Annotated in this window: 14 protein-coding genes; 6 read left to right on the top strand and 8 right to left on the bottom strand. The window is 66.4% G+C overall.

All coding sequences use genetic code 11. The features are described 5' to 3' along the window. Positions 1 to 81 precede the first annotated feature (81 nt). Complete coding sequence (locus PBT88_RS17255; RefSeq protein WP_270076541.1) at positions 82 to 1191, top strand: aldose epimerase family protein; 1110 nt, start codon at positions 82 to 84, stop codon at positions 1189 to 1191. Between the two features lie 66 nt (positions 1192 to 1257). Here the strand turns inward: PBT88_RS17255 and PBT88_RS17250 are convergent, their stop codons facing one another. Further along, positions 1258 to 2043, bottom strand: coding sequence for an SDR family NAD(P)-dependent oxidoreductase (locus tag PBT88_RS17250; protein WP_270076540.1), 786 nt, complete (start codon positions 2041 to 2043; stop codon positions 1258 to 1260). 1 nt (position 2044) lies between these two features. Continuing rightward, positions 2045 to 3193, bottom strand: a complete 1149-nt coding sequence (locus PBT88_RS17245; protein WP_270076539.1) for a fumarylacetoacetate hydrolase family protein — start codon at positions 3191 to 3193, stop codon at positions 2045 to 2047. Positions 3194 to 3523: 330 nt separating this feature from the next. Between PBT88_RS17245 and PBT88_RS17240 the strand changes: the two genes are divergently transcribed. Next, positions 3524 to 3760 (top strand): hypothetical protein, encoded by a 237-nt coding sequence (locus tag PBT88_RS17240; RefSeq protein WP_270076538.1) that lies wholly within the window; start codon positions 3524 to 3526, stop codon positions 3758 to 3760. Further along, complete coding sequence (locus tag PBT88_RS17235; protein ID WP_270076537.1) at positions 3757 to 3897, top strand: hypothetical protein; 141 nt, start codon at positions 3757 to 3759, stop codon at positions 3895 to 3897. Before PBT88_RS17240 ends, PBT88_RS17235 begins: the two co-directional genes overlap by 4 nt. Positions 3898 to 4130: 233 nt before the next feature. Here PBT88_RS17235 and PBT88_RS17230 read toward each other — a convergent pair whose 3' ends face one another. Further along, entirely contained in the window at positions 4131 to 4952 is an 822-nt protein-coding gene (locus tag PBT88_RS17230; protein WP_270076536.1) for a flagellin N-terminal helical domain-containing protein, read from the bottom strand. Between the two features lie 454 nt (positions 4953 to 5406). Beyond that, the gene (locus PBT88_RS17225) at positions 5407 to 7161 is read right to left on the bottom strand and encodes a putative bifunctional diguanylate cyclase/phosphodiesterase (protein WP_270076535.1); all 1755 of its coding nucleotides are present in this window, start codon (positions 7159 to 7161) and stop codon (positions 5407 to 5409) included. A 252-nt stretch (positions 7162 to 7413) separates the two neighbouring features. Here PBT88_RS17225 and PBT88_RS17220 point away from each other — a divergent pair, with 252 nt between their 5' ends. Together PBT88_RS17220 and PBT88_RS17215 are read left to right on the top strand one after the other, a co-directional pair. After that, positions 7414 to 8505 (top strand): sensor histidine kinase, encoded by a 1092-nt coding sequence (locus PBT88_RS17220; RefSeq protein ID WP_270076534.1) that lies wholly within the window; start codon positions 7414 to 7416, stop codon positions 8503 to 8505. Continuing rightward, positions 8502 to 9308, top strand: coding sequence for a LytR/AlgR family response regulator transcription factor (locus PBT88_RS17215; protein WP_270076533.1), 807 nt, complete (start codon positions 8502 to 8504; stop codon positions 9306 to 9308). The genes PBT88_RS17220 and PBT88_RS17215 overlap by 4 nt, the downstream gene beginning before the upstream one ends. A 173-nt stretch (positions 9309 to 9481) precedes the next feature. Here PBT88_RS17215 and PBT88_RS17210 read toward each other — a convergent pair whose 3' ends face one another. The 4 genes from PBT88_RS17210 to PBT88_RS17195 all read right to left on the bottom strand — a co-directional run bounded on the left by PBT88_RS17210 (position 9482) and on the right by PBT88_RS17195 (position 13458). Then, positions 9482 to 9673: a hypothetical protein gene (locus PBT88_RS17210; protein ID WP_270076532.1), complete on the bottom strand. Its 192-nt coding sequence runs from the start codon at positions 9671 to 9673 to the stop codon at positions 9482 to 9484. 184 nt (positions 9674 to 9857) lie between these two features. Then, positions 9858 to 11072, bottom strand: coding sequence for a methionine adenosyltransferase (gene metK, locus PBT88_RS17205; RefSeq protein ID WP_270076531.1), 1215 nt, complete (start codon positions 11070 to 11072; stop codon positions 9858 to 9860). Positions 11073 to 11119: 47 nt separating this feature from the next. After that, entirely contained in the window at positions 11120 to 12676 is a 1557-nt protein-coding gene (lnt, locus tag PBT88_RS17200; protein ID WP_270076530.1) for an apolipoprotein N-acyltransferase, read from the bottom strand. An 80-nt stretch (positions 12677 to 12756) separates the two neighbouring features. After that, entirely contained in the window at positions 12757 to 13458 is a 702-nt protein-coding gene (locus tag PBT88_RS17195) for a hypothetical protein (RefSeq protein ID WP_270076529.1), read from the bottom strand. Between the two features lie 182 nt (positions 13459 to 13640). Between PBT88_RS17195 and PBT88_RS17190 the strand changes: the two genes are divergently transcribed. Next, complete coding sequence (locus PBT88_RS17190) at positions 13641 to 14060, top strand: VOC family protein (RefSeq protein ID WP_270076528.1); 420 nt, start codon at positions 13641 to 13643, stop codon at positions 14058 to 14060. Positions 14061 to 14084 lie beyond the last annotated feature (24 nt).

Genomic DNA, 14084 nt, shown 5'->3' with positions numbered 1-14084 from the left:
TTGCAATAAGATGCTGGAGGTTCTCGTTTGCGAGAGGTTGGGGCACTTGCCCGTCACCGTTCAAAATGACATGCCCGAGTTATGAATGATAACGTAACCAATCAACCGGACCCGCATTTTTCCGCGGACATTCTATATTTCGGCGAGCGCTCCGATGGTGGTACTATCGAGGCCGTGGAACTTGCCGACATGGCGGGCACGAGAGCCCGGATCCTGACCATGGGCGCCAGCTTGCAGGCGTTGGAAATTCCCGATCGCGACGGGCGGATTGACGACGTCGTCCTGGGCTTTGACGATGGCCGCATTTACGAAAGCGACCCGCATTATTTCGGCTCGACCATAGGTCGTTACGCCAATCGTATCGCGTCGGGGCGATTTACGCTCGATGAACGAGACTACGTGCTGGCGACCAATGATGGCGCGCACCATCTTCATGGCGGAGCCGATGGCTTTCACCGCAAGTCTTGGCGGATTGCCGGCAGCGGCGGCGGTGACACGGCATGGTGCCGGATGGTGCTGGACAGCCCGGATGGCGATCAGGGCTATCCCGGCGCGCTGCAGATCGAGGTGCTCTATATGCTGTCACCGGGGCAACTCGCGATCACCTATAGCGCGACGACCGATCGGCCGACGGTGGTGGGCATCACCAACCATGCCTATTTCAACCTCGCCGGGGCGGGCGGGGCGGAGAATGCGCTCGGCCATGTCCTGACGATCGCGGCGGACGCCTATCTGCCGACCGACGAGGGCTCGATCCCGACCGGCGAGCGGCGCCCGGTGGCGGGCAGTCCGTTCGATTTCCGCACGCCGGCCGAAGTCGGCCGCCGCATCCGGGATGCGCGCGACGAGCCGCAACTGGCGTTCGCGCTCGGCTATGATCATAATTTCGTGCTGCGCGATGGCGATACCGCCATGGCGGCACCGCGCCATGCCGCGACGCTGCACCATCCGGGCAGCGGCCGCACGCTCGATCTGTTCACCGATGCGCCGGGCCTGCAATTCTACACCGGCAACCATCTGCGCGGCACGGCGATCGGCAAGGGCGGCCGCGCCTATCGCCAGTCGGACGGGCTGTGTCTGGAGCCGCAGCCCTTTCCCGACAGCCCGAACCGGCCCGACTTCCCGTCCGTGCGGCTCGATCCGGGCGAGGTCTATCGGCACCGCATCGCGTGGCGGTTCGCCGCTGCCTGACGCCAGCCGTCCCCGGATCGGATCATCCGGGGGCGTGGATATGCTGACGACGGGTGATGGCGGCGGTCAGCGCCAGCCGGCGTCCACGAAATAATCGTGGCCGGTGCAGAGCCGGGCATCGTCGGAGGCGAGGAACAGGGTCATCGCGGCGACGTCGGCGGGCAGCACGCGCTGCTTGAGGCATTGATTCTCGAGGATGCGGGCCTCTTCCTTCGGATCATGCCACAATTCTTCCTGGCGCGGCGTCTTGATGCCGCCGGGAATGATCGTGTTGACCCGGATGTCGTGGATGCCGAGATCGCGGGCAAGCGCGCGCGTCATGCCCTCGATGCCGGCCTTGGAGGTCTGATAGAGCACGATATCGGGCAGCGCGAGATGCCAGCTGATCGATCCGAAGTTGATGATCGCGCCGCCGCCCGCGCGTTGCATCGACGGCACCACTGCCTGCGCCGCGAAGAACAGATGGCGCAGGTTCACCGCGATGCGGTTGTCCCAATATTCCGGGGTTACCTCGGCGACGGTGTGGCGGTCGTCGTTGGCGGCGTTGTTGACGAGGATGTCGATGCCGCCGAGCTCGGCCTCGAAGCCGGCGATGGCGTCTTTCAGGGCGGCGAGGTCGGTGAGATCGCACAGCCGGAACAGCGGCGCGTGCCGGGCGCCGGACAGACGCTCCACCAGCGCCCGCGACGGCGCCTCGGCGATGTCGACGAAGGCGACGCGGGCGCCCTGCGCCACGAACGCCTCGACCAGCCCGGCGCCGATGCCCGATCCGCCACCGGTGATGAGGACGCGCTTGCCGGAGAGGCTCGGATAGATGGCGGCGCGATCGCCGCTGACGAGAGGCTGGACCACCTTAATTGACTCCGATCAGGCCGCGCGCGGCGAGGTTGCGCATCAGCCCGGAAATGCCGAGCTGCCAGGGCGGGGCCGCCTTGGACGTGGTGACGCGATTGACGAGGCGGCCGAGGCGGGCCGACGAGATCGTCACCACGTCGCCGATCTTGTGGGTGAAGCCGCGGCCCGGTTCGTCGCGATCCTGGATCGGCGCGAACAGGGTGCCGAGGAACAGGGTATAGCCATCGGGATAATGATGCTCGCTCAGCGCCTGGGCGAGCAGATCCTCGGGATCGCGGCTGATCTGGTCCATCGAGCTGGCGCCGGTCAGCACATAGCCGTCCTCGCCGGCAATATGCAGGTCGACGGTGGCGGCGCGGACATCGTCCATCGTGAAGCCGGCATCGAACAGCCGCACCAGCGGGCCGATCGCGCAGGAGGCGTTATTGTCCTTGGCCTTGCTCAGCAGCAGCGCCGAGCGCCCCTCGAAATCGCGCAGGTTGACGTCGTTGCCGAGCGTCGCGCCGACCGCCTGGCCGTCGGCACCGGCGAGCAGCACGATCTCCGGCTCGGGGTTGTTCCAGGTCGAATCCGAACGGATGCCGATCTCGGCGCCCCAGCCGACGGTGGAGAGCACCGGGGACTTGGTGAAGATCTCTGCATCCGGGCCGATCGCGACCTCGAGATATTGGGACCACATGCCCTCCTCGATCAGCGTCGCCTTGAGCGCGTCGGCTTCGGGCGAGCCGGGCTTGAGGCCGCGGATCGATCCGCCGATGCGCTCCTCCAGCCGGCCGCGCACGGCGGCGGCGGCGGTGGAATCGCCGCGCGCGCGCTCCTCGATCACCCGCTCCAGCGCCGAGACGGCGAAGGTGACGCCGGCGGCCTTGACGCATTGCAGATCGACCGGGCTGAGCAGGCGCGGCGTGCCGGTCGCGCTCAGGCCGAGCGTGTCGAGAGCGCCGATCGGCCGGCCGGCGGCGGGATCGAAGGCGCGGGCGGCGACCAGATCGGAGACGGTCGGGGCGACGCGGCTCATGTCGTGCGCGATGCCGCCGGCGACGAGAAGGGGGAGGGGGCCGTCGCCCAGATCGATGCGGCCGAGCCACAGACCTTCACGCCAATCGGCAGGCAGCGCTTCCGCCACCGAGAACGAATTTTCCGACATGCCTCACCTCTGTTATTTGATAGCGCTACCAATCGTTCGGGTGGGGAAAGCTGTCAAGCCGGCATCGGCGCGCGGCGACAGGCTGCCCTGGTGCGCGCTGACGAGCCTGGACATGGTGCCGGCAGAAGATGGTGCTGGCAGAAGAATGTTCCGCCGGCGATGTGCGGGCCGAGCTTCGGCGCGACAGACCAAGGATTGGCAATCCTTTCGCGCCGGAAACGACAATGAGGCGGGCATCATCCTGATATTGCAGGGCGGCGGCTGTATGGCATGACTAATGCACTCACGGGGACCGCGGCCCATGTCGCCGTCGCCCGGAGAGAGGAAGTCATGCTTACGACCACTTTTTTATGCGCCGCGCTGTCGATCGCGGCGGTGAGCAGCGCGGCGGCCGCCGCCGAACCCCAGCGGATCGACCGGACCGCTGGCGCGGTGATCCGCTATGACGAGCCGACGGGGCGCTATTGCATCGCCTTCGACGCCGTGAGTGGCGTGCGTCCGCCTTATGTCGCGTGCAAGCCGATGAAGGCATGGACCGATATCGGGATCATGGTGGTCCGGCGATGAGCGGGCCGCCGTCCGAACGCGATGCCTGGCTCGCCTTGGCGGCCGAGCGCGCGGCGGTGATGCGCGCGGTCGGCGTCGCGGTGCTCGCGGTGGTGCTGGCGCTGGTCGCGGGGAGCATGACGCTGGCGCTGCTGTAAGCCCGCTTCGGGGCTGCGCGCGCTGATTTCGGCGCCTTGGCCGGCGGTGCGGCCTGCCGGGCATTTCTCGTCGCCGGTGCGCGGGGCATGGCGAGGGCGCTGGGCAGCCGGATCGGGGGGGAAGAAAGGATCGTGTACCGGCCTGGGCGACGGGCGCCGCAAACGCTGAAGTGGCCGACACGGCCTGGAGGGACCGTGTCAGCCGATCGGTACTGGCATCACACCGATGGTGTTTAGCCCTGCAGCAGCTTCATGACGCCCTGTGGCGTCTGGTTGGCCTGGGCCAGCATCGCGGTCGCGGCCTGCGACAGGATCTGGGCCTTGGCGAGATTGGTCGTCTCGGACGAGAAGTCCGTGTCGGCGATGCGCGAACGGGCATCGGTGAGGTTGGTGACATTGTCGGTCAGGCTGTTGACCACCGAGTTCATGCGGCTCTCGGCGGCACCGAGCTTGGCGCGCGCGGTGTTGACGATCTTGAGCTGGGCATCGACCGTGGTCATCGCGGCGTTGGCGTCCGTCACGGTGCCGACCGACGTGGCCGAGGTGGTGTCGGCGATCGCGCCGAAATCCATGTCGATGGTATCGCCGGCATTGGCGCCGACCTGGATCGAGACGATGCCGGTGCCGCCGCCGGCCGATCCGTCGAACATCTTCACGCCGTTGAAATCGCTGTTGGTCAGCGTGCTGGTGATCTGCTGGGTGAGCAGCCCCACCTCCGCCTGCATGTTGGTGCGGTCGTCATCGGAATAGGTGCCCGAAGCGGACTGCACCGCCAGCTCGCGGATGCGCTGGAGCATGTTGGTGACTTCGTCGAGCGAGCCGTCGGCGGTCTGCGCCATCGACACGCCGTCATTGGCGTTGCTGATCGCCTGGCTCATGCCGTTGATCTGCGACGTCATCGAATTCGAGATGGCGAGGCCGGCCGCGTCGTCCGACGCGGAGTTGATGCGGTTGCCCGAGGACAGGCGCGCCATTGCCGTCTGCAATTGCTGGTTGGCTAGTCGCGTGCCGTTCTGGGCGCGTAACGCGGCCGAGTTGGAATTGATCACCGTCATTGGTTGTCTCCAGTACCGATCTTCAGCGATCGAGTAACCCGATCCCCCTCAGGCCTAAATGGATTTGGTTATTTGATGGTTAACATGGCGATTCGGCCCTAAAGCTTTTGCCGAAGCTGCCGTTATCCTTCCCCACGGGTGGCAACCGTCGTCGCGGCAATGGATGTTGAGCGGGGAAATTGTCATTCTATATCAATGATATGGTGATGAATTTCCGGCTTTTTCCGATGCCGGCCGGCGGCCCGTTTCGGGCATCGGCGAGGCGATGATCGGCCCCGGATGAGGGGCTTCGGGCGCTAAGAAGGTTATCGCGCCGGCAGGATATCGACTAAGACTTTGGTGGAATTTCGCGCCGGCACGCAAAAAAACGCGGCCAAGTTCCCTCGGCCGCGTTCGCGGGTTCATGCGGGAAGAGGGGGATCGGCCGACGCTCCGGGGCGTGCCGCCGAGCCGGTCAGCCCTTGACGGCTTCGCGCCCCGGCAGGTCTTCGGCGAGCATCGGGTGGCCGAACAGCCAGCCCTGGGCGTGGGTGCAGCCCATGGCGGCGAGTTGGGTGGCCTGGGCCTCGGTCTCGACCCCTTCCGCCACCACCATGACGCCGATCTGGCGCGCATAGCTGACCAGCATGGCGATCATCGAGGCGGTGCGGGGCGTGGCGAGATCCTGCACGAAACGGTGATCGATCTTCAGGCAGTCGAACGACAGCGACTGGAGATGGGTGAGGCTGGAATGGCCGGTGCCGAAATCGTCGAGCGCGACGGTGACGCCGAGCGTGCGGATCTCGTCGATCGCGGTGCGCAGCCGGCCGAGATCCGGGATCCGCGCCGTCTCGGTGATCTCGATGCGGACGCGATGGGGGGCGAGCTCGGCGCCGGCGAGGGCGGCCATGATCCGGCGCGGGGCGTCGCTTTCGAGCAGTTCGACCACCGACATGTTGACCGACACCTGCATCGTCGGCGACCAGGTCGCGGCATCGAGGCAGGACTGGATCAGCGCGAAATCGCCGAGCGCATGGATGAGGCCCGATTTCTCGGCGGTCGGAATGAATTCATGGGGCGAAAGCTCGCCGCGCAGCGGGTGGTTCCAGCGCATCAGCGCCTCGAAGCCGACGATCTGGCGGGTGCGCAGCGTCACGATCGGCTGGTAGCGCATCACGAAGCGCCCCTGTTCGAGGCCGCCGCGAATTTCGGCGATCAGGCCCTGATCGGACGGCGTGGTGTCGAGATCGGATTGCGGATCGTAGAAGCGGCAGCGATCGCCCCCCTCGGAGCGTGCGCGCGAACAGGCCTGGCCGGCGCGTTCGAGCAGGCGGAGCGAGGTCGAGCCGTCCAGGCCCGCGCGGGCCAGGCCGACCGAGCCGGTGATCGCCATGGGGGCTGCCGCGGCACTCTGGAAGGCGAAGCGCATGGCGTTCAGGAACCGCTCCGCCGCGCCGGGCAGGCTGGCCGAGTCGCCCAATGTCACCACCACGGCGAAGCGGCTCTGGCCGACGCGGGCGATCAGGTCCATCGCGCGAACTGAGGCCGAGACGTGCATCGCCGCCTCGATCAGCAGTTCCGAGGCCGCCGCCCAGCCGCGCTCCTCGAAGATCTTCTCGAACTGGTCGACCTCGATGACGATCATCGCCACCGCCATCATCGTGCGCGCCGCCGTCTCCAGCGCCTGCCCGGTGCGATCGTGCAGCAGTTCGGGCGTGGCCAGGCCGGTCAGCGGATCGCGCCGTCGGCTCTCCTCGAGCAGGTGAGAGAGGGTGTGGACCTCGGTACGGTCCTGCAGGACGACGCCGACCACGGCGGTGCCGGCGACATGGGCATGAATTAGCGACTGGCGCCACGACCGGAAGCGGCCGGACGCGTCGACCAGCTCGATCGGCGGCAGGATTTCCCCGCGCCGCGCCGCCGTCGCCCCGGCGCAGACGTCGCGGAGCAGCCGCGATCCGAGGATGCGATGATAGCCGATCGGCAGGTCGGGGTCCGGCGACAGGCCGAGCATCGCCGCCGCGGCAGGGTTGCAATAGGCCCGATCCGGCTTTTCGGAGAGGATCACGATGCCGTCGGACAGGCCGGACAGCACCTGGCGGGCGTCGCGCTTCAGCCCGGCCAGGATCCTGCTGTTGAAGATGAGGATGAGGATCGCCGCGGCCGCCAGGATCCCCGTTGCCGCGATGGCGAACGGAAGCGCTGTAAATGTCACGAGATCATGGGTCACCTGTGACATCGGAGCCTCTCACCACCGCCCGCGAATAGCGAAGCGGAATGAAAAGGTTGAGACTTTAGTAGGTAAATAAACGGTTAAGCATGTATCGCACCAGTATCCGCTTGCGATGTGACACCATCGGCGTGCGGCGAGCGGAGCGGATCGCGCCGGTGAAGCGAACACCCCCCTGATGCGGACATGTCTCGGTCAAAGTGTCGTTGTGGCGGCTTCATTCTTGCCGCCATTCCGGCTAGGACTGCCCGCATGGCGAGACCGACCCGCCCGCCGCGGCCCTTCTTCGACGACAAGAATCGTGCTTTCTGGCTGCTGCAGTCGGCGGGGTGGCTGGGCTATTTCCTGCTGCGCTCGCTGGGCGGCGTGGCCAACAATATGGGCCTGCTGTTCATCGTGCCGAGCGCGCTGGCGACGGCGACGGGCTATTCGCTGACCCTGCTGATGGGCGCGATGTTCCGCAAGCTGATGACCGTCAAACCCTTCTGGACATGGTCGATCTCGATCATGCTGCTGCTGTTCGCCTCGGCCGCCTTCTCGACGATCGAGGTCTGGTCCAACGCCACCTTCTACCACCCCGGCACGCGGCCCGAGGGCGCGCAGTTCCTGGGCGCGATCCTGCTCGATTTCGCGGTGCTGGGGGCGTGGAGCGCGCTCTATTACGCGATCAACTTCTATCTCAAGCTGGAACAGCAGAATGACCAGCTGCAAAGGCTGGAGGGGCAGGCCTCGGCCGCCCAGTTGGCGATGCTGCGCTATCAGCTCAATCCGCATTTCCTGTTCAACACGCTGAACTCGATCTCGACCCTGGTGCTGCTCAAGCAGACCGAGCGGGCCAATTTCATGCTCTCGCGCCTGTCGGGCTTTCTGCGCTATACGCTGGTCAACGAACCGACGGCGCAGGTGACGCTGGCACAGGAGGTGGAGACGCTGAAACTCTATCTCGAGATCGAGAAGATGCGATTCGAGGAGCGGCTGAGGCCCCATTTCGACATCGAGCCGGCGGCCGCGGGCACGCGGATTCCGTCGCTGCTGCTGCAGCCCTTGGTCGAGAATGCGATCAAATATGCCGTTACGCCCCAGGAACAAGGCGCGGATATCGCCGTTTCCGCTCGTCTGGTCGGGGATCGCGTGCAGATCAGCGTGACCGATACCGGGCCGGGGTTGAACGAGGTGCAGCCTAGGACCACCTTTTCCACGGGTGTGGGCCTCGCGAACATTCGCGATCGTCTGGTGCAGGCTTATGGCCCGCGCCAGCGCTTCGAGGCTCAGCCGGGTACGGCTGGTGGCTTTGCGGTGACGATAGAGGTTCCATACGACACGGAGCCCAAGGAGTTGGCATGACGATACGCACGATCCTGGTGGACGACGAGCCGCTGGCGATCCAGGGCCTGCAACTGCGATTGCAGCGCCATGAGGATGTCGAGATCATCGACACCTGCCTGAATGGCCGGGAAGCGATCCGCGCCATCAAGACGCACAAGCCCGACCTCGTCTTTCTCGATATCCAGATGCCCGGCTTCGATGGCTTCTCGGTGATCCAGGGGCTGATGGAGGTCGAACCGCCGCTGTTCGTGTTCGTCACCGCCTATCAGGATCACGCCATCCGCGCCTTCGAGGCGCAGGCGATGGATTATCTGATGAAGCCGGTGGAGGAGGATCGCCTCGCCGATACGCTCGATCGCGTCCGCCTGCGCCTGTCCGAGCGCAAGAGCGTGGAGGAGAATGAGCGGTTGAAGGAGGCGCTGGTCGAACACGCCCCGGAAGCCGCCGAGGCGATCGGCGAAGTCGGCGCCGCCGATGGGCCTGCCTCCAATCGTTACGAGAAGCTGATCAACATCAAGGATCGCGGCCAGATCTTCCGCGTCGACGTCGACTCGATCGAGCGCATCGATGCCGCCGGCGATTACATGTGCATCTACACCGGCGACAACACGCTGATCCTGCGCGAGACGATGAAGTTCCTGGAGAAGCGCCTCGATCCGCGCCGCTTCCAGCGCGTCCACCGCTCGACCATCGTCAATCTCGATCTGGTCCGGCAGGTGAAGCCGCACACCAACGGCGAATGCTTCCTGGTGCTGGAAAGCGGCGCCCAGGTGAAGGTTAGCCGCAGCTACAAGGATGTGGTCGCCCGCTTCGTGCATTGAGCGCGACCGCCGCGCGCCTGTCCCCGTTCGCCGGCTTCGCGGCGGGCGGGGCGGGCGGTAGCACCGCCAGCACCCGGCACGCGCGACCGATCCTTCGGCTTCGCCTGTCCACCATGGGCAAGGGCGGCCATGGGCAGGGCGACGTTATCGGCTGGGACAGGGTGCCGGGCGACTCAGCCCTTGGCGGAACCCGCACGGTTCATGCTGGTGAAGACGCAGCGTTGCCGGCACCAGATCTCGAACGGGCTCGATGGGTGGGCGCTGTGCCCCGCGGCGATCGCATCGGCGTCGCTTTCGGCGGCGAGATCGGAGCCCTGCATGATCTTCCCGCTGTTCGGGTTCAGGGCGTAGAGGCGATAATGCATCAGCGGGCTCCATCGCCGGACGCGTGGATGGAGCATCCCATCGACGGCCGGCTTTGGTCGCTCCCCCCGGAGACGACAGCCCTCGTCTAGCGCCGAACCGAAATCCGGTCGCTAACCGCGATCAAGTTCATCGAAGAATGTTTCGGGCCGGACCAACCGCTGGTCCGGCCCGAAACGGATTAGATCAGAGCGCGGCCTTCAACTGATCGACCAGATCGGTCTTTTCCCAGCTGAAGAAATCGCCATCGGCCTTGCGGCCGAAATGGCCATAGGCGGCCGATGCCTGATAGATCGGCTTGTTGAGGCCGAGATGGGTGCGGATGCCCTTGGGCGTCAGGCGCACCAGCTGGGGCAGCAGCGCCTCGATTTTGGCCTCGTCCACCGTGCCGGTGCCATGGGTGTCGACATAGATGGACAGCGGCTCGGCGATGCCGATCGCGTAGGACAGCTGGATCGTGCAGCGCTTGGCGAGCCCGGCCGCGACCACATTCTTGGCGAGGTAGCGCGCGATATAGGCGGCCGAACGGTCCACCTTGGTCGGATCCTTGCCGCTGAACGCACCGCCGCCATGCGGGCTGGCCCCACCATAGGTGTCGACGATGATCTTGCGGCCGGTGAGGCCGGCGTCGCCGTCCGGCCCGCCGATCTCGAAGCGGCCGGTCGGGTTGACGTAGATCTTGGTCTCGCCGGTGATGAAGCCATCCGGCAGCACGTCGGTCATCACGCCGACGACGTAATCGCGCAGCTCCTTGTAGAGCTCGGGCGAGCCTTCGTTGCCGTCGTAGAAATAGCCGGGCGCGTGCTGGGTCGAGACGACCAGCGCGGTGGCGCGCACCGGCACGCCGCCTTCATATTGCAGCGTCACCTGGCTCTTGGCGTCGGGCTCGAGGAACGACACCGCCTTGGCGTGGCGATCCTCCGCCATCTTTTCCAGGATGCGGTGCGAATAATAGAGGGTGGCCGGCATGTAGTCGGGCGTCTCGTCGGTCGCGTAACCGAACATGATGCCCTGATCGCCGGCGCCTTCGTCCTTGTTGCCGCTCTCGTCGACGCCCTGCGCGATGTGCGCGGACTGGGCGTGGAGGTTGTTCTCGAACTCGAAGGTCTGCCAGTGGAAGCCGGACTGCTCATAGCCGATCCGCTTGACGGTGGCGCGGGCCGCGGCCTCGATCTCCTCGAGCGCGCCTTCGGCCCAATGGCCGTTCTCGAACACGCCCTTGCAGCGGATCTCGCCGGCCAGCACCACCTTGTTGGTGGTGGTCATCGTCTCGCAGGCGACTCGCGCCTCCGGATCCTTGGAAAGAAACAGATCAACGACCGCATCGGAGATCTGGTCGGCAACCTTGTCGGGATGGCCTTCGGAGACGGACTCGGACGTGAAGAGATAATCGCTGCGCATCGGCTCGGATGATCCTTTGGGGCAGAAGAAGGGAAATGCGGAAAGCTTTATATAAAGCTTTCCTTATATCGCCTAGCGGCAAATGCCAGCCCACCCAGAAGAAGGGCTATCAGCAAAACCGCCATGTTGCCGAGGTGGGAGAACAATGTCGGCGCGCGGGCGGCGGGCAGCGGCAGTTCGATCATGCCGCTCTGGTTGGCACCGATCGAATGGAGGATGCGGCCGTCCGCATCGATCAGCGCGGAGATGCCGTTGGGGGTCGCACGGGCGATCGGCAGGCCCTCCTCGATCGCGCGCAGCCGGGCCTGGGCGAGGTGCTGCGGCGGGCCGGAGCGGCCGAACCAGGCGTCGTTGGACGGGTTGAAGATGAAGTCCGGCCGATAGGCCTCGTTGACGACATGGCCGGAGAAGACCATCTCGTAGCACAGCTGCATCCCGACCCGGCCGAAGCCCGGCACATCGACCGTGGCGGGGCCGGGGCCGGGGCGGAAATCGATCGCGCCGGGCACCAGACGGGAGAGGCCGATCGCGCTCATCAGCGGGCGCATCGGCAGATATTCGCCCCATGGCACCAGATGCGCCTTGTCGTAGCGGGCGATCAACTGGCCTCCATAGCCGATCGCGAAGATCGAATTGCCGGCCTCGACCTCGTCGCCCTTCTTGTCGCGGATCGGCGATTCGCCGCCGCCGAGCAGGACGTCCTTGGGGCCGAGCATCGCGGCGACCTGCTGGCGGGCGACGGGGTCTTCCAGCACATTGGCCTCGATCCCGGATTCGGGCCAGAGGATCAGGCGCGGCTTGTCGTCGGGGGAGCCGGACAGCGCCTGCTCGGTGGCGAGATGCTGCGCGGCGAGCTGCGGCGACCAGCGCTCGCCCTGGCCGATATCCGGCTGGACGATGTGGACCACCGGCCCCTTCGGCATCGGCGGCCGCGCGGGCGGGGAGAAACGCTGGAGCAGCGCCGGCACCAGATAGACGCCGACCAGCAGGGCGATGCCGATCACCGCCGGGATATTCTCCTGCGCGGCGATCGTGCGGCGGGTCAGCGCTTCCTTGGGGCGGGTGGCGAGGATCAGGATGAAACCCGCCGACGTCACCACCAGCCCGGACAGGGCATAGGTGCCGACGAAGCGCGCGGCGCCGCCGAGGGGCAGATCGATCATCGTGACCGCGACCGGATTCCACGGAAACCCCGTGAACATCGTGCCGCGCAGCCATTCGCAGACCGCCCAGCTCGCGCCGAACAGCAGCGCCATGGTCGCGCCGCCACCGCCGATGCGCCGCGTGCCCCACCATGCCGCCAGCGCCGCCAGCGCCGGATAGACGGCGAGGTAGACCGACAGCAGCACCACCGCGACCCAGCCGAGCCAGGCCGGCATATTGGCCTGATAGGTGAAGGCCTTGGCGATCCAGTCGAGCCCCAGCACGAACTGGCCGAGGCCGAAACAGCCGCCGATCAGCGCCGCCTGCCAGCGCGTCTGCGCCCGCGCCAGTGGCAGATAGAGCACGCCGAAACCGAGGAGCGTCAGCGGCCATAATCCGAACGGCGCGAAGCCGAAGGCGGAGAGGATGCCGAGCAGGAGCGCGATTGCAAACGGTGCCATGCCCGCCCGCTAGCGCGTCAGACGCCGGAAGGCCAGCCGGTCACGGAGCTGTCATGTCCGCGACCGGCCGGGCGGCAGGATCAGCGCGCGCTGGCCAGCGCCGCGGTCTGGGTCGCGACCGCCGCCGGTGCGGCATCGGAGGCGCGATAATGGGCCAGCACGGTCAGCGCCGCGACCACGTCGGCGGGCAGCGTCACCGCCGCCGTCTGCTGGGGTGCGGCCAGCGCCACGATCGGCGGCAGCGGTTGGGCGAGCGGCTGGACGAGTGGCTCGGGCTTGGCCGGTGCCAGGGCGGCCAGGGTCAGCGGCGTGGCCGGGGCGTCGCAGCTGCCGCCGGGCAGGGCGGCAGGAAACACGCGGACCAGGGCGACCTGCTCCAGCTGGGCCGGCGCGGCGGCCGATCCTTCATGCGCCAGTGCCGCCGCTTCGGCGCAGGTCTGCTCGGTGGTGGCGTCGTCGCCGAAATTATTGGCCAGGCTGGTGGCGAAGCGGTCATAATCGGCCTGGTTGCCGCCCTCGTCGGCGAAATGCCGCTTGATGACGAGATTGGCGGCCGCCAGCGCATCCTTCTGCGCGATCACGAAGCCGTCATAGTCCGCCGAGATGTCGATATGCGCGGCGCGGCAGCGCAACGCCGCGACCATCAGCATCGTCTGCATGTCGCGGACCTGCGCCGCGGTGCTTTCCTTCTGCGCCCAGCAATGCGGTGCTGCCTGGGCGGGCACCGCCGCCCCCGTCGCCGCGAGCACGAGGCCCGCGACCCATTTGTTGATCTTCGCCATGTCACACATTCCCCGGTCGACTCCCCCCGATGGTCGCCGACAGGCTGAGAAATGCGCCGTTTCGATTACCCGGACCTTGCCGGATATGGTGAATATTTCCGTTTCGACTTTCGTATATCGTTGAGAATCCGTAACTTACGGCCTTCTTCCGCGATCGTGACGGTTAGCGTAATCTTGACCTTATGAGTCTGCGCCCCTTCCATCTCGCCTTTCCCGTCCACGATCTCGCTGCCGCCCGCTCTTTCTATGGCGGCACGCTTGGCTGCGCGGAGGGGCGGAGCGCCGAGTCGTGGATCGATTTCGACCTCTACGGCCACCAGATCGTGGCGCATCTCGATCTGTCCGATCGGCAGGAGGGCCATAATCCGGTCGATGGCCATGACGTGCCGGTGCCGCATTTCGGCGTGGTGCTGGGTTGGGAGGAATGGCACGCGCTGGCGGCGCGGCTGGAGGCGGCCGGAACGGTGTTCGGCATCGCTCCCCATATCCGCTTCGTCGGGCAGCCGGGCGAACAGGCGACGATGTTCTTCCGCGATCCGTCCGGCAACGCGCTGGAGTTCAAGGCCTTCCAGGATCCGGCCAGGCTGTTCGCGACGGTTTAGGCCCGGGGCACCAAAAAAGGGCCG

This window comes from Sphingomonas abietis (genome assembly GCF_027625475.1).
GTDB classification, from domain to species: Bacteria; Pseudomonadota; Alphaproteobacteria; order Sphingomonadales; family Sphingomonadaceae; genus Solisphingomonas; species Solisphingomonas abietis.
Note: the sequence above shows the minus strand (reverse complement) of the source record. Positions and strands in the feature narration are given on the sequence as shown.

Bases quoted from the DNA above. Each gene is read 5' to 3' on its own strand.
- PBT88_RS17255 (WP_270076541.1), top strand. From the start codon at position 82: ATGAATGATAACGTAACCAATCAACCGGACCCGCATTTTTCCGCGGAC.
- PBT88_RS17245 (WP_270076539.1), bottom strand. From the start codon at position 3,193: ATGTCGGAAAATTCGTTCTCGGTGGCGGAAGCGCTGCCTGCCGATTGG.
- PBT88_RS17240 (WP_270076538.1), top strand. From the start codon at position 3,524: ATGCTTACGACCACTTTTTTATGCGCCGCGCTGTCGATCGCGGCGGTG.
- PBT88_RS17235 (WP_270076537.1), top strand. From the start codon at position 3,757: ATGAGCGGGCCGCCGTCCGAACGCGATGCCTGGCTCGCCTTGGCGGCC.
- PBT88_RS17230 (WP_270076536.1), bottom strand. From the start codon at position 4,952: ATGACGGTGATCAATTCCAACTCGGCCGCGTTACGCGCCCAGAACGGC.
- PBT88_RS17220 (WP_270076534.1), top strand. From the start codon at position 7,414: ATGGCGAGACCGACCCGCCCGCCGCGGCCCTTCTTCGACGACAAGAAT.
- PBT88_RS17215 (WP_270076533.1), top strand. From the start codon at position 8,502: ATGACGATACGCACGATCCTGGTGGACGACGAGCCGCTGGCGATCCAG.
- PBT88_RS17210 (WP_270076532.1), bottom strand. From the start codon at position 9,673: ATGCATTATCGCCTCTACGCCCTGAACCCGAACAGCGGGAAGATCATG.
- metK (WP_270076531.1), bottom strand. From the start codon at position 11,072: ATGCGCAGCGATTATCTCTTCACGTCCGAGTCCGTCTCCGAAGGCCAT.
- lnt (WP_270076530.1), bottom strand. From the start codon at position 12,676: ATGGCACCGTTTGCAATCGCGCTCCTGCTCGGCATCCTCTCCGCCTTC.
- PBT88_RS17195 (WP_270076529.1), bottom strand. From the start codon at position 13,458: ATGGCGAAGATCAACAAATGGGTCGCGGGCCTCGTGCTCGCGGCGACG.
- PBT88_RS17190 (WP_270076528.1), top strand. From the start codon at position 13,641: ATGAGTCTGCGCCCCTTCCATCTCGCCTTTCCCGTCCACGATCTCGCT.